Origin of the sequence: Treponema sp. UBA7567 (assembly GCF_002476655.1) — a bacterium.
GTDB lineage: Bacteria > Spirochaetota > Spirochaetia > Treponematales > Treponemataceae > Treponema_D.
In genome coordinates, this window is record NZ_DLLH01000056.1 from 1 (window position 1) to 12,587 (window position 12,587).

Annotated in this window: 15 protein-coding genes; 6 read left to right on the forward strand and 9 right to left on the reverse strand. The window is 37.6% G+C overall.

Annotated elements, in window-relative coordinates; genetic code table 11:
- Positions 1-303: isocitrate/isopropylmalate family dehydrogenase (locus tag B3Y13_RS07025; protein ID WP_296693579.1), on the reverse strand; the 303-nt coding region annotated here is incomplete at its 3' end.
- Positions 304-386: 83 nt separating this feature from the next.
- Positions 387-815, reverse strand: coding sequence for a hypothetical protein (locus tag B3Y13_RS07030; protein ID WP_296667473.1), 429 nt, complete (start codon positions 813-815; stop codon positions 387-389).
- A 104-nt stretch (positions 816-919) separates the two neighbouring features.
- Between B3Y13_RS07030 and cdd the strand changes: the two genes are divergently transcribed.
- Positions 920-1,309 carry a cytidine deaminase gene (gene cdd / locus B3Y13_RS07035; protein WP_296667471.1) on the forward strand — a complete coding sequence of 130 codons (390 nt, stop codon included), beginning with the start codon at positions 920-922 and terminating at the stop codon, positions 1,307-1,309.
- A 150-nt stretch (positions 1,310-1,459) separates the two neighbouring features.
- A complete protein-coding gene (gene pyrE, locus B3Y13_RS07040; RefSeq protein ID WP_296693581.1) occupies positions 1,460-2,146 on the forward strand; it encodes an orotate phosphoribosyltransferase in 687 nt (228 codons plus the stop codon).
- A gap of 3 nt (positions 2,147-2,149) precedes the next feature.
- Here the strand turns inward: pyrE and B3Y13_RS07045 are convergent, their stop codons facing one another.
- From B3Y13_RS07045 to flgF, 3 genes are read right to left on the reverse strand one after another with little or no spacing between them, the layout of a single operon-like run.
- Positions 2,150-2,683: a rod-binding protein gene (locus B3Y13_RS07045; protein ID WP_349675707.1), complete on the reverse strand. Its 534-nt coding sequence runs from the start codon at positions 2,681-2,683 to the stop codon at positions 2,150-2,152.
- Positions 2,684-2,702: 19 nt separating this feature from the next.
- Positions 2,703-3,497 (reverse strand): flagellar basal-body rod protein FlgG, encoded by a 795-nt coding sequence (gene flgG, locus B3Y13_RS07050; protein ID WP_296019801.1) that lies wholly within the window; start codon positions 3,495-3,497, stop codon positions 2,703-2,705.
- 18 nt (positions 3,498-3,515) lie between these two features.
- A complete protein-coding gene (gene flgF, locus B3Y13_RS07055; protein ID WP_296667466.1) occupies positions 3,516-4,310 on the reverse strand; it encodes a flagellar basal-body rod protein FlgF in 795 nt (264 codons plus the stop codon).
- A 292-nt stretch (positions 4,311-4,602) separates the two neighbouring features.
- On the opposite strand from flgF, the gene B3Y13_RS07060 reads away from it, so the two are divergent.
- The 4 genes from B3Y13_RS07060 (at position 4,603) to B3Y13_RS07075 (ending at position 7,951) form a co-directional block, all read left to right on the forward strand.
- Complete coding sequence (locus B3Y13_RS07060) at positions 4,603-4,950, forward strand: diguanylate cyclase domain-containing protein (RefSeq protein ID WP_422664326.1); 348 nt, start codon at positions 4,603-4,605, stop codon at positions 4,948-4,950.
- A 271-nt stretch (positions 4,951-5,221) separates the two neighbouring features.
- A complete protein-coding gene (locus tag B3Y13_RS07065; RefSeq protein ID WP_422664327.1) occupies positions 5,222-6,058 on the forward strand; it encodes an EAL domain-containing protein in 837 nt (278 codons plus the stop codon).
- A gap of 116 nt (positions 6,059-6,174) precedes the next feature.
- Positions 6,175-7,470: a glucose-1-phosphate adenylyltransferase gene (locus tag B3Y13_RS07070; protein WP_296019810.1), complete on the forward strand. Its 1,296-nt coding sequence runs from the start codon at positions 6,175-6,177 to the stop codon at positions 7,468-7,470.
- A gap of 28 nt (positions 7,471-7,498) precedes the next feature.
- Complete coding sequence (locus tag B3Y13_RS07075) at positions 7,499-7,951, forward strand: hypothetical protein (protein ID WP_296693593.1); 453 nt, start codon at positions 7,499-7,501, stop codon at positions 7,949-7,951.
- Positions 7,952-7,994: 43 nt separating this feature from the next.
- Here the strand turns inward: B3Y13_RS07075 and B3Y13_RS07080 are convergent, their stop codons facing one another.
- The 4 genes from B3Y13_RS07080 to B3Y13_RS07095 all read right to left on the reverse strand — a co-directional run bounded on the left by B3Y13_RS07080 (position 7,995) and on the right by B3Y13_RS07095 (position 12,475).
- On the reverse strand, positions 7,995-9,362 hold the full coding sequence (locus B3Y13_RS07080; RefSeq protein ID WP_296693596.1) for a sigma-54-dependent transcriptional regulator: 1,368 nt from the start codon (positions 9,360-9,362) through the stop codon (positions 7,995-7,997).
- Positions 9,359-10,597, reverse strand: a complete 1,239-nt coding sequence (locus B3Y13_RS07085) for a two-component system sensor histidine kinase NtrB (RefSeq protein ID WP_296019816.1) — start codon at positions 10,595-10,597, stop codon at positions 9,359-9,361. The genes B3Y13_RS07080 and B3Y13_RS07085 overlap by 4 nt, the downstream gene beginning before the upstream one ends.
- Positions 10,598-10,760: 163 nt before the next feature.
- Positions 10,761-11,996, reverse strand: a complete 1,236-nt coding sequence (locus tag B3Y13_RS07090; RefSeq protein WP_296667461.1) for a DNA polymerase III — start codon at positions 11,994-11,996, stop codon at positions 10,761-10,763.
- The gene (locus B3Y13_RS07095) at positions 11,996-12,475 is read right to left on the reverse strand and encodes a CvpA family protein (RefSeq protein ID WP_296019821.1); all 480 of its coding nucleotides are present in this window, start codon (positions 12,473-12,475) and stop codon (positions 11,996-11,998) included. Before B3Y13_RS07095 ends, B3Y13_RS07090 begins: the two co-directional genes overlap by 1 nt.
- Positions 12,476-12,587: the final 112 nt, after the last annotated feature.

Sequence of the window (12,587 nt, forward strand, 5' to 3'; positions counted from 1 at the left end):
AACTTTCATTCCGCCGCGAAGTCCGAGAAGGGCTTTTTCCGGGCGAATCTCTGGAGCGACGTTGTCCCATTTTGGTCCGCCGACCGCTCCGAGCAAAGTCGCGTCGCTTGAAAGACAAATGTCAAGCTGATCCTGCGGAAGAGGCTTTCCGAACTTGTCGATTGCGGCTCCTCCTGCAATCACGTTTTTGTAAGTCCATTTGTGTCCGTATTTTTTTGCAACAGCGTCGAGAACTTTTACAGCCTCGGCAACAACATCAGGACCGATTCCGTCGCCTGGAATCAATGCGATAGTTTTTTCCATGATATTCTCCTAAAAAGCACAGTTTTTTTAAGTCTTGCTTAATATTTTTAATCTCACTGAAGAATATAGCAATTTTTATATTTTTATACAATATTTCCGTCATCGGCTGTATCGTCTTCATTGGAAGTTTTTATGTCGCAATTTTCTAATGCAATATCGTCTTTTTTGATTCCTTCTCCAAAAATTACACTATTTAAATTTGCAAGATTTTTTAAAGTCACGCCTGGCACATTTACGGTAATGTCTATATTTTGCATGTCGAATTGTGTTTCACCGCCGCTCAAAGTTATTGCTTTGTTGATTTCTACAGATTTTAAAGAAAATTCGTCTTCTATCTTTGAAAGGTCAAGTTCTTCGCCGTCTTCTTTTTGGTCGATAAGTTTTTGAAGATAATTTTCGTTTTCTGCACGAAGCTCGTCTCCGTCAACAATCTTACAGGAATAAAAAAAAGCAGTTCCGGCAAAAATAAGAATCATAAATCCATAAAAAAAATTCTTTTTTGTATTTTTCATATCTAAAACCGCCTGTAAAAAAATATATTACACTATAATAAATTAAAACTTAGTGATTTTCAAATTTAATTGCAAATCTGCCTTTTTCTTATAAAATAATATTTATGACTGACAAAGAACTTGTTAATATTGCGCTTGATGCAAGAAAAAATTCATATTCGCCTTATTCAAAATACAGGGTCGGCGCAGCAGTTTTGTGCAGCGATGAAAGTATTTTTACAGGCTGCAACATAGAAAACGCTTCGTATCCATGCGGAATTTGCGCAGAGAGAACTGCAATGTCAAAGGCAATAAGCGAAGGAAAAAAAAGTTTTTCTAAAATCGCAATCTCAGGCTCTTCAGACCAATTTTGCACTCCATGCGGACTTTGCCGCCAATTTATGTACGAATTTGCCCCGGATTTAACAGTTTTGTGCTCAGACGATAAAGGAAATTTTACAGAAAAAAAACTGAATGACTTTCTTCCGGACGGTTTTGGTCCTGAAAGCCTGTAATTTTTGCACCAGAGATGGGAGGGGCGGCGAAGCCGTTGCGAAGCAATGGAGCGATTTTTTGCGGAACCCGATGCCCGGCAAATTAAAAATGCCTTTTCAATCTGCTTTAATCTGCGTTAAAATACAGGAACTAATCAACAGGAGTTTTTTATGGAAGATTACAAAAAAGAATTTATAGATTTTATGGTTGAATGCAATGCGCTTAAATTCGGCTCGTTTACCCTAAAGTCTGGACGCAAATCTCCGTTTTTTATGAATGCCGGCGCCTATGTTACTGGCGGACAGCTCAAACGACTTGGAGAGTTTTACGCGAAAGCCGTTCATGACAATTTTGGAGATGATTTTGACGTATTTTTTGGACCGGCTTACAAAGGAATTCCGCTCGCTGTAGTCACAGCCCTTGCCTATTCGGATCTCTATGGAAAAGAAATTAAATATTGCTCTGACCGCAAGGAAGAAAAAGACCATGGCGCTGACAAAGGAAGCCTTTTGGGTTACAAAATAAATGACGGCGACAGAGTTGTCATTATTGAAGATGTTACAACTTCTGGAAAATCAATCGAAGAAACTTATCCAAAAATCAAATCTCAGGAAACAGTTACTGGCGGAATTAAAATTGTCGGCGAAATTGTTTCTCTCAACCGCATGGAAAAAGCTCCTGACTCAGACAAGGCCGCTCTTGAAGTAATTTCTGAAAAGTACGGCTTTCCTGCACGCGCAATCGTTTCTATGAACGATGTAATCGAATACCTTTACACTGAAGGCGACAAAAAAATAATTACCGACGAAATTAAAAAAGAAATGGATTCTTACTACAGTTTATACGGCGCAAAGTAAAAATTATGCTTCTACGCTAACCGGATTTTTGGCAAGCTGAAGGTAAATCTGATCAGCAAGTCCGAATCCGGCATTTTTTGTCATTGAAGTTGAATACTCGTCAAAAAGCATGTCTTCGTACATTTTTGAAGCAAAATCGCTTTCGCCACTGGCTTTTACGACGGTTTTGCGCATCTGGCTCACCATCATTTTTACAAAATACGATTCAAGTTCGAGAGATTTTTCGTAGAGCTTTGAAGTACGGTCAATAGCTTGAGTTTTTACGTTTGGATTTGCCTGATTTGCGGCGGCTCCGACAGGCTGAGAATTTTTGTCGGCAACGGAATAAAAAGTTCTGGCAAAACCAGTTCCATAATCGCCATTCAGTCTTCCTTCTGGCAAAACCTGGCTGGAAGAAACTGATTTTCCGATTGAAGAAGATTCTCCGTAAACTGAACGCACAAGCTCTTCAAACTTTCCTTTTTCGGCATTGATTTTTGAACCTTGAAAAGCGCCCTGTCCGTTTGTTATTGAACTGATTCCACCGACCGTCATCATTTTAATTCACCTTAAAAAACTATCGTTTAAGATTTACTGCCGTGCTGAGCATTGAATCCGTTGTCTGAATAGCCTTTGAGTTAAACTCGTAAGCGCGCTGGGCTACAATCATCTGAACCATTTCGTTTACAACAGAAACATTCGACATTTCGACAAATTTATGTTTTGTAACGCCAAAACCGTCATATCCCGGACGACCTGCAACAGCCTCTCCAGAAGCGTTTGTCACCTTGTAAAGGTTGTCTCCAGCGGCTTCAAGGCCGGCATTGTTTGGAAAACGGTAAATTTCAAGCTGAGCTACGTCTATCGGGTCATTCTGGCCAAAAATTTTTACGCTTACACGACCGTCATCTGTAACGGCAAGAGAGTGAATATCATAACCTTCTGGTAAAATAACTTCCGGCATAACGCGCAAACCGTTTGAATTTACAAGCTGACCGTTCATATCAACCTTAAAAGAACCGTCGCGGGTATAGGCAAAACTTCCATCATACTGCTGAACACGGAAAAAACCGTCGCCTACAACAGCAATGTCCGTATCAACTCCAGTGTTTTGCAAAGATCCCTGGCTGAAAATTCTCTGTGTTGCGGCAACTTTTACACCGCTACCCTGCTGGATTCCAACTGGAGTTACAGTGTCTTCTGTTGCAGGAGTGCCTGCAAGCTTTACGTTCTGATATAAAAGATCTTCAAATTCAACACGCTGCTGTTTAAAACCTGTCGTGTTTACATTTGAAAGGTTGTTTGAAATTGCATCGATATTAGACTGCTGGCCGTTCATTCCAGTTGCGGCCGTCCACAAACTTCTTACCATTTTTTGCCCCTCCTAAAATTAACGATAAGCAGCGACTTTTGTCCAAAGAGTAGACATCATCGAATCTTCGCTCTGAATTGTTTTCTGGCTCGCTTCGTAAGCACGGTTTACTTCAATCATTTTTACCATTTCATTAACAACATTTACGTTGCTTGTTTCCATATATCCCTGCATCATTTTTGGACGTTCAAAGCCTTCAGCAACATAAGCCTCCCCAGAAATATCATTGCTTGACCACAAACTGTTTCCCATTTTTTTGAGATAGCGCTCATTGTCAAAACGAACAACTTTTATGCGGTCAATGAGCTCTCCATCTTTTGAATAAATCATTCCGTCTTCGTTTACGGTAAATTTATCGTCCTCAACGTGAATTGCACCATTTTCGCCCATAAGAGGATAACCGTCTTTTGTTTCAAGAATTCCTTCTTTTCCGAGCAAGAAATTACCGTTTCTTGTGTAGCGTTCGCCAACTGGAGTTTGAACAGCAAAAAAACCTTCGCCGCTAAGAGCCATGTCAGAAGCAGAATTTGTAGAACGGAAAGAGCCCTGTTCAAATTTTGTAAAATTTTCGTTTGTTTCAACACCAAGCCCAAGTTTTCCAATAATTGGAGCAACGTCTGCCGAGCCTACGGAAGTTTTATAAACACCGTCCGCCTGAGTTCGTCTTAAAAGAAGTTCCGGAAAAGACTTGCTTACAGAAATATCGCTTTTATAACCAGCAGTATCAACGTTTGCCAGATTATTAGAAATAGCATCCAGCCTGTTCTGCTGTGCATTCATTCCGCTCGAACCAATGTACCAACCTCTAATCATATTCGCTCCCAAAAACGCAAAAAAATACGCTACACTTTTATTATCGGAAACCATTTTTTTTGAGTTTAGCAATTTGATTTTGAATTTTGACTGCATTTTTTTTACTCTGACCGGTCAATGCGCTTTTTGGCACTAATTCTTTTTTCAAAAAACTCCAGTTTGTCCAAAGTTAAGAAAATTGTTAATTTGTTTTTAAATTAAGTTAAATTTTTTTAGAATAATTAAAGAAAAAATGTTATAATTATTTTTGTATTTTGTGGCTTGAGTTTTGCTTAAAAACAGTTGGTTTACCGTGAATAAAATTTTTATATCAATTTTTATAACTATATTGTTAATTTTGACAGCAGCACTTATTTTTGCTGTCAGATGGTTAAAAAAAAGTCTTTTTAGAGACGACCTTACAGGACTTTTAACTACAAAGAAGTTTCTTGCCGAGGTAAAAAAAACTCTAAAAAGAGCAAAAAATGTCCAGTATTCTCTCGTGTCGCTCGACATCAATTCATTCCGTTACATAACTCAGGTTTTCGGTCAAGACAACGGAAATAAGCTTTTGTCGGAGCTTGGTTCACTTNNGCAAAACCGCTCCAAAAGGCTCGCTTCTGTGCAGAAACTACAACGACAACTTTGCGTTCCTCATTAAGTCGACAGTTCTTCCAGTTCTCGAAGACATAATCGTAACAATGACGACTGTAAACGGCAAAATCAAAAAACTTTTGCCTCAGCATTTTAAAATTGAATTTTCAGTCGGCGTTTACGAAATAAAAGATCCAAACGAAGAACCACTGATGATTTTGGACAAGGCGCAGACTGCAAGAAAACTCGGAAAATCAAGCCTGAATCCAAAGCGAATATGCGTTTTTACTTCCCAAATGGAAATTAACAGCCAGCTTGAAAAAGATATAATTTTTGACATGGAAAGAGCTTTTAAGGAAAACGAATTTGTCGTTTACTACCAGCCTAAATTCCTTTTCAATACAGAAAAAATAATCGGCGCAGAAGCTCTTGTCCGCTGGAATCACAAAAAAAGAGGACTTTTGACACCTTCATATTTTGTTCCGATGTTTGAAAAAAACGGTTTTATTGAAAAAATCGATTTGCTCGTTTTTGAAAACGTATGCCAGTTTCTTGACCGCTGGAACAAATCTCAAAAAGATAAAAAAGAAAAACAGCCTCTCACAATTAGCTGCAACCTTTCTAGAGTCCAGCTTTATAATCCAGATGTCGCAAAAATTTACCACAATATTGCTTCAAAATACGAAATCGCGCCTTCAAAAATCGAAATTGAACTTACAGAAAGCCTGATGATGGACAATAAAGAACGTCTTTTAAAAGCTATGAACGAAATTAAAAACGCAGGATTTTCTATTTCTGTCGATGATTTTGGTTCTGGATTTTCCTCTCTCAGTCTTTTAAAAGATTTGCCGGCAAATGTAATCAAGCTCGACAAAGAATTCTTAAATACGCAAAATACGGAAAAAGAACACATAATTATAAATTCTGTCATAAACATGGCAAAAAATCTGGATATGGCGACAGTTGCAGAAGGTGTTGAAGATGCAAAACAGTCTGCTCTGTTAAAAAAAATGGGCTGCGACATTGTTCAAGGCTATTTCTATGCAAAACCTATGCCGCAAAACAAATTTAAGGAACTTTTGGATAATCCGGATAATTTTGATTCTAAAAAAAATGATGATTCAACGGATAAAACCGAAAAAACTGATGCTAAAAAAAGTGATGAACATAAATAAACAGGCAATAATAAAATCCTGATTCAAATTTGTTTGAAAACTGAAAAAACTAGATTTATAATTAAATATATTAAAAAAAATGCAATGAATGTTGCAGCGAAATATGGGAGTCACTTATGAGCACAAAAAACACAACAGAAAAAACAAGGGTAATTGCAATTATTCTTGGAGGTGGAAAAGGAACCCGACTTTACCCTCTCACAAAGGAGCGTTCAAAACCAGCAGTACCTTTTGGCGGAAAATACAGAATCGTTGACATTCCAATTTCCAACTGCATCAATTCAGGTTACAGAAAAATTTATCTGCTTACTCAGTTTAACAGCGCATCTTTACACCATCACATTACAAGAACATACAATTTCGATAATTTTTCTGGCGGATTTGTAGAAATTCTTGCAGCTGAACAAACACTAGAAAATTCTGGCTGGTTTGAAGGAACAGCAGATGCTGTACGCAAAAATATGATTCACTTTAAATCAGCTAATCCTACGCATTACATAATTCTTTCAGGCGACCAGCTTTATAGAATGAATTTAAAAGCCTTTATGGACAGCCATATTCAAAGCGGAGCTGACATCACTATTGCTACAACAGCAGTAAACCGCCAGGATGCTTCTGGCTTTGGAATTATGAAAATCGACTCAAAAAACAAGATTACGGCATTTCAAGAAAAGCCTGCAAAAGATTTAGATATTTCTGACTGGAAAATTCCTCAGAATGCACGCGGCGACCTTCCTCCTGAAAAAGAATATCTCGCTTCTATGGGAATTTACATTTTCAATGCAAAGACAATGGAAGAAGCCTTGGACAACAGCTATACGGACTTCGGAAAAGAAATCATTCCAAAATCAATCAAAACAAAAAAGGTAAATTCTTATATTTTTGACGGTTATTGGGAAGATATTGGAACAATTAGAAGTTTCTACAATGCAACTCTCGATTTGACAGAATACAATCCTGCTTTCAACCTTTATGACGTTGAAGAGCCAATTTACACTCACATGAGAAACCTTCCGCCATCAAAAATCAACGGCGCAGAAATTGAAAATTCTTTGACTTCAGAAGGATGTGTAATTACAAAAGCAAAGCTCAAGCACTCTGTAATCGGAGTTCGTTCTGTAATCGAAAACGGCAGTGAGTTAAATGGCGTAATTACGATGGGTTCAGACTTCTACGAAACAGAAGACACAAAAAAGAAGAATGAAGAAATCGGAAAACCAAACATTGGAATCGGCAAAAACTGCCAAATTGCAAGCACAATCATCGACAAAAATGCGGCAATCGGCGACAACTGCCAGATTAACATAAGCGGCAAAAAATATGAAGATGGCGACCATGGACTTTTCTACTCTGCGGACGGCATTGTCGTAATCAGAAAAGGCACTGTAATTCCTGCCGGAACAATTATCTAAAAAAATAAAGCAAAAGGAAATACGAAAAATGCCGGATTCTATGTATGATAAACTGGGAGAACTGCTCAGCGAAGCGATTGAATCCGGCAATTTTTTTTACGAAAAAGAACATTCCTCTCTGAATATAGAACAAAAATCTTATGAAGAAGAAAGAGAAAAAAAAATATGCATAGATTCAATTCAAGGGAAGAATAAAAAAAAGCCTTATGAGAAAAATCCGCTTAAAAATAAAATTTTACTAAAAAACGCAGGAACAGAAATTCAAAAAGCCGCGGCAATAATCGGCATAACAGACGAAATGTCTTTAGAAGACGCAAAAAAGCAGTTTAGAAAAAAACTTATACGGTTTCATCCTGATAAAAATGCCGACAATGAAATTATGAGAAAAATTACAAAAGAAAAAACAGAACAGATTCTCTCAAACTGGAAAATTCTCGAAGAGTGGTTTTCCAAGATTTTAGCAAAAAACTTAAAAAACTAAAAAACAACGCAAAAAGCAGTTTTTCATTTTAATATGATAAAAGTTATTCTTCTTCCGGCTCGGAACTTGCCGCAAAGCCGTATTCGTTCAGCTTGCGGTGAAGAGTTTTTCTTCCGATTTTTAAAATATCCGCTGTCTTTGTTTTGTTTCCGTTGTTCAATTCAAGATTTTCAAGAATAATCATTTTTTCGGCATCTTCAAGGCTAATTCCATAAGGCACAAGAATTCCCGAACTGTTTTTTTTGTTTTCCAGTTGAATCGTCAGGTCTTCCGCCTGAATTTCATCTCCGCTCGCCATAACGACGGCACTTTCCACGCAATGTTGAAGTTCACGCACGTTTCCAGGCCAATCATAATTGAAAAGAATATTTTTTGCAGAATTAGAAAAGCCTTTTATATTCTTGTTGTTTTCCTTGTTGTATTTTGAAAGAAAATTGTTTAGCAAAAGCGGAATATCGTCTTTTCGCTCACGCAATGGCGGCACCGTAATTTCAATTCCCTTAAGGCGAAAATAAAGATCTTCGCGGAAATGTTTTTGTTTTACCTCATCTTCGAGTTTTTTGTTTGTGGCAGAAATTACACGGACATCGACCTCAATCGTTTTTTCTCCGCCAACGCGTTCAAACTTTTTTTCCTGCAAAACTCTTAAAAGCTTAACTTGAACTCCTGGATTTATTTCGCCGATTTCGTCCAAAAAAATTGTTCCGCCGTCAGCAAGCTCAAATTTGCCTTTATGCAGAGTTTCAGCGCCAGTAAAAGCGCCTTTTTCATGACCAAAAAGTTCGCTTTCGAGCAAAGACTCGCTTAAAGCCGCACAATGCACTTTTATAAAAGGCTTGTCCCGTCTTGAAGATTTTTGCTGAATTGCATCCGCAACAACTTCTTTTCCAACGCCGCTTTCCCCCGTTATCAATATGCTTATCTTTGAATCTGCAACCTTGTTTATAAGATTGTTTACTTTTTGAAGGGAAGGACTTTTTCCAACCATATTGTCTGACGATTTTGACTTAACTTCGGATAAAAGCTCCTGATGCTGCAAGCTAAGCTCCCTGCCCTTGAGCGCCCGCTTTACAACAAGTTCCAAATGCTCAAGATTGAGAGGCTTTGTCAAAAAATCGTACGCACCGTTTTGCATTGCGGATACGGCAGCATCAATTGAACCGTGGCCTGTTAAAACAATTACAGGAATTCCCGGCATTTCGCGTGTCACTTTTTTTAAGACATCCTCTCCGCTTGTTCCAGGCATTCTCAAATCTGTAATTACAAGGTCAATATCGCCTTTTGAAAGAAATTCCAGACCTTCATCGCCGTTTGCGGCAATTTTTACATCATAGCCGTCCATTTCAAAGTCGGCAGCAAGTCCTTCACGGATATTTTTTTCATCATCAATTACCAAAAGTGTAAATTTCATCTGCCCTCCTCATCGTGAGTCAAAAGTTTTTTCTGCGTCTGCGGAATTGGAATCGTAATTGTAAATTCAGAACCTTCGCCCAAAACCGAATCAACGCTAATATCTCCAGAAAATTCTTTTATGATTTTATAGGACATTGCCATTCCCAAACCAGTGCCGTTTGCTTTTGTCGTGTAATAAGGCTCAAAAATTCGGGATTTTACTTCTTCGCTCATTCCCGTGCCGTTGTCCGAAATTTTCAAAATAAATCTATCATCTTTTGCTTCTGTTTTTATAAGAATTTTTCCAAAAAACACTTCTTCAAAAGCGTTTGCCTTTATGCTTGCGTGGAACCGATCTTCGATTGCAGCAAGCGCGTTTTGAGCAATATTTACCAGCACTTCTCTAAAAAGTTTTTCATCAATTAAAAGCTTTGGATCTTCTTTGCAAAGTTCAGATTCAACCTTGATTTTTTTTTCGTTAAATTCAGGCGTTATAAAACCAATAAAATCTGTTAACAGAGCATTTACCTTTACGAGCGAAAAATTTGCAGAAACAGGACGAACTGCCATTAAAAAATCAACAACAATCTTGTTCAAACGGTCAATTTCCTGGTTTACAACTTCAAGATAATTCTCTGTAAACTTCGGATCTGGCAACATTCCATCGCCTTCCCGCTTTTTTCTGATCGCCTTTTGCAAGAGTTGAATATGAATGCTTATTGCTCCAAGCGGATTTTTTATTTCGTGAGCAACGCTTGCAGCAATGTTTGTAAGACCGGCCATGGTTTCCATTCGATGAAGCAAAACTTCCTGACTACGCTTTTGAGTTACATCTTCAATCATTATTATGCTGCCGGAGATTTCGTTATTTTGAACAAGTGGAATTACAGAAATTTCAATAAATCTTACAGAACCGCCAGGCGTAGAAACCGTGTATTCTTCGCTCAAATTTGTGCAGTTATTTTCATCGCAGCCTTTTAAAAATTTACAAATTTCTTCATCATCAATAAAATCGTAAAATTTTTGATTCCGGTTTTCTTCTGGAGAAGATTTTAAAGGCAGATAGCGTTCAGCAGCTTTATTTATCTGAGTAACTTTCCAGTTTTTTTCTACGCTTACAAGTCCAGTAGAAAGAGATTGAAAAATTGACTGAAAAACTTCGTTTTGATTTTTTATTTCGTTAAAAAAAAGCTCAATCTGCCCTGGAGACAATTTTGAAAGCTTTTCATATACGCGATTTGAAAATTCCTGCATAAATCCTCCAATAAAACTCCGCGTTAACGGCTAGCCACGGATGGCGAGAACCACAGTTTGAGAAAGCAACGCTTTGAGCAAAATATGGTTATAAAAATTACAAAGATGCAATTTTTATCATGCCTCCTCCATAATCCAATCCGTAATTTTTGTTCAGACAGTTTTAAAACAGATTCGCCTTTCTGATTCCCGCCAAATCCCTGTAAAGTTTTTCCAATGCTGCAACTGGTTTTTGATTATAAACAGAAACATTGTTAAAACACTGCCTTACAGCCTGAATGTTTTTTATTTCGACTTCTGCGTTTCGTCCAGAATTCTCATTTTTTTCAACCGGATTTTTTTGAGATTCAAGAATTCCCTGCAAAAAAATTTTGAACATTGTGCGCGGCTCAAAATCTTCGCATTTTTTTACGATTTCGCTAATTTGAATAAGTTTATTTTCCCTAATTCCGTTATAAAAAAAATCCGCCGTTGATTTTATATCTTTGGGAGAAACTGGCAAAAAAGTCTGTAAATATTCTTGAATTTGCCCGTTTCCCTTGTCAGCGCTGTCATGAAAAACCCTTTCAATTACTTCGCGCTGCTGATTTTGAGTACGTTCGACAAAACTGTAAGTGCGAACCCTCGAAAGAATAGTCGGCATTACGGCTCCACGGCTCGCAGTCGTAAGAATGAATACAGCATCTTCCGGCGGTTCTTCAAGAATTTTTAAAAGCGCATTCCTACAACTTTCGTTCATTTTGTCCGCATTTTCTATAATAAGAACTTTTTTTCCGTCATTAGATTTCATTCTTGTCCAAAAAGCAGCCTTTCTGATATGGTCAATAGGAAGAGAATCGTACATAAAAATTGATTCCAGTTTTTGCGCAGACTGAAGAACTTTTTTTGTAATTTCTTCAAGCTCTTCATTCGCAGGAACAGGAAATTCAGGGTTAAGGCGTTCAAGCTGTTCGTTTATTTCTTCTACAAGCGGCGAAAGCTTTGAAAGCTTGTCATCGCCTTCCCACAATACAGGGCTAAAACGCAAAACAAGCTTCCGAACGGAACGAATATAAAGGTAACGGGCAGCAGGCAAATGTGAATAATTATTTGCTCCAGCGTCCAAAAGAGTTCTTGTGGCAGCAAGAATTTCCAGGGAACAGTCACGAGGACCCGCCAAAATGATATTTGTTCCGGCAAGTTCTTTTTGCTTTCGGCAGGAAGGACAGTTGCAAAGCCAGTTTCCTTTTTTTTCTGGCAAATGTTCTGTACAAGAAAGAATTCTTGCAAGCTCAAGCGCACATGTCAGTTTTCCGGAAGATTGAGGACCAGAAAGCAAAATCGAAGAAGGAAGTGTTTTGTTTTTTATATCGAGCATCAAAAGAGAGGCCGCGTCCTGATACAGAAGATTTTCAAACATTAGACAAAAACCGCTCCCAAAGTTACAATTGGTTTTGCAAGAATTGGTGAAAAATATGTCCAAAAAAATGTACTATCAATAAAATCAGTAGAAAACCACGGCTGAGCTTTTAACACGATTACAATTGCGCTGACAATTACAAGTCCTTCGGCCATTCCAATAGCAAATCCCAAAATTTTATCAAGACTTTTTAAGATTTCACCTTTAAAAATTCCTGCAATAACCGTCTGCAAAATTTTTACGAATAAAAAAACAACTATAAACAAAAGTATAAATGAAATAACAAGACAAACGCTCTTTATTTTTATTATTTTTTCAAGAAAAGGACTTAAACTGCCGCAAAAAAACACGGCGACAAGAATTCCAGCAACAAGAGCAAGTTTTCCGAACAATTCCTTTAAAAAACCTTTTGCACAAGCAGCTATCGCAAAAAATAAAACTATTATAAAAAAAACTACATCAATAAAGCCAAAATGCATTATTTTTCTCCTATAAAAAGTCAATATTAAAACTTCAGTCTTAGGATTGACTTTTTAAGTTGCTTCGCAACAAAGTAAGAAACAACAGATTATAAGAAAGTTTGCAACGCAA

Bases quoted from the DNA above. Each gene is read 5' to 3' on its own strand.
- B3Y13_RS07030 (WP_296667473.1), bottom strand. From the start codon at position 815: ATGAAAAATACAAAAAAGAATTTTTTTTATGGATTTATGATTCTTATT.
- cdd (WP_296667471.1), top strand. From the start codon at position 920: ATGACTGACAAAGAACTTGTTAATATTGCGCTTGATGCAAGAAAAAAT.
- pyrE (WP_296693581.1), top strand. From the start codon at position 1,460: ATGGAAGATTACAAAAAAGAATTTATAGATTTTATGGTTGAATGCAAT.
- B3Y13_RS07045 (WP_349675707.1), bottom strand. From the start codon at position 2,683: ATGATGACGGTCGGTGGAATCAGTTCAATAACAAACGGACAGGGCGCT.
- flgG (WP_296019801.1), bottom strand. From the start codon at position 3,497: ATGGTAAGAAGTTTGTGGACGGCCGCAACTGGAATGAACGGCCAGCAG.
- flgF (WP_296667466.1), bottom strand. From the start codon at position 4,310: ATGATTAGAGGTTGGTACATTGGTTCGAGCGGAATGAATGCACAGCAG.
- B3Y13_RS07065 (WP_422664327.1), top strand. From the start codon at position 5,222: ATGGAAAGAGCTTTTAAGGAAAACGAATTTGTCGTTTACTACCAGCCT.
- B3Y13_RS07070 (WP_296019810.1), top strand. From the start codon at position 6,175: ATGAGCACAAAAAACACAACAGAAAAAACAAGGGTAATTGCAATTATT.
- B3Y13_RS07075 (WP_296693593.1), top strand. From the start codon at position 7,499: ATGCCGGATTCTATGTATGATAAACTGGGAGAACTGCTCAGCGAAGCG.
- B3Y13_RS07080 (WP_296693596.1), bottom strand. From the start codon at position 9,362: ATGAAATTTACACTTTTGGTAATTGATGATGAAAAAAATATCCGTGAA.
- B3Y13_RS07085 (WP_296019816.1), bottom strand. From the start codon at position 10,597: ATGCAGGAATTTTCAAATCGCGTATATGAAAAGCTTTCAAAATTGTCT.
- B3Y13_RS07090 (WP_296667461.1), bottom strand. From the start codon at position 11,996: ATGTTTGAAAATCTTCTGTATCAGGACGCGGCCTCTCTTTTGATGCTC.
- B3Y13_RS07095 (WP_296019821.1), bottom strand. From the start codon at position 12,475: ATGCATTTTGGCTTTATTGATGTAGTTTTTTTTATAATAGTTTTATTT.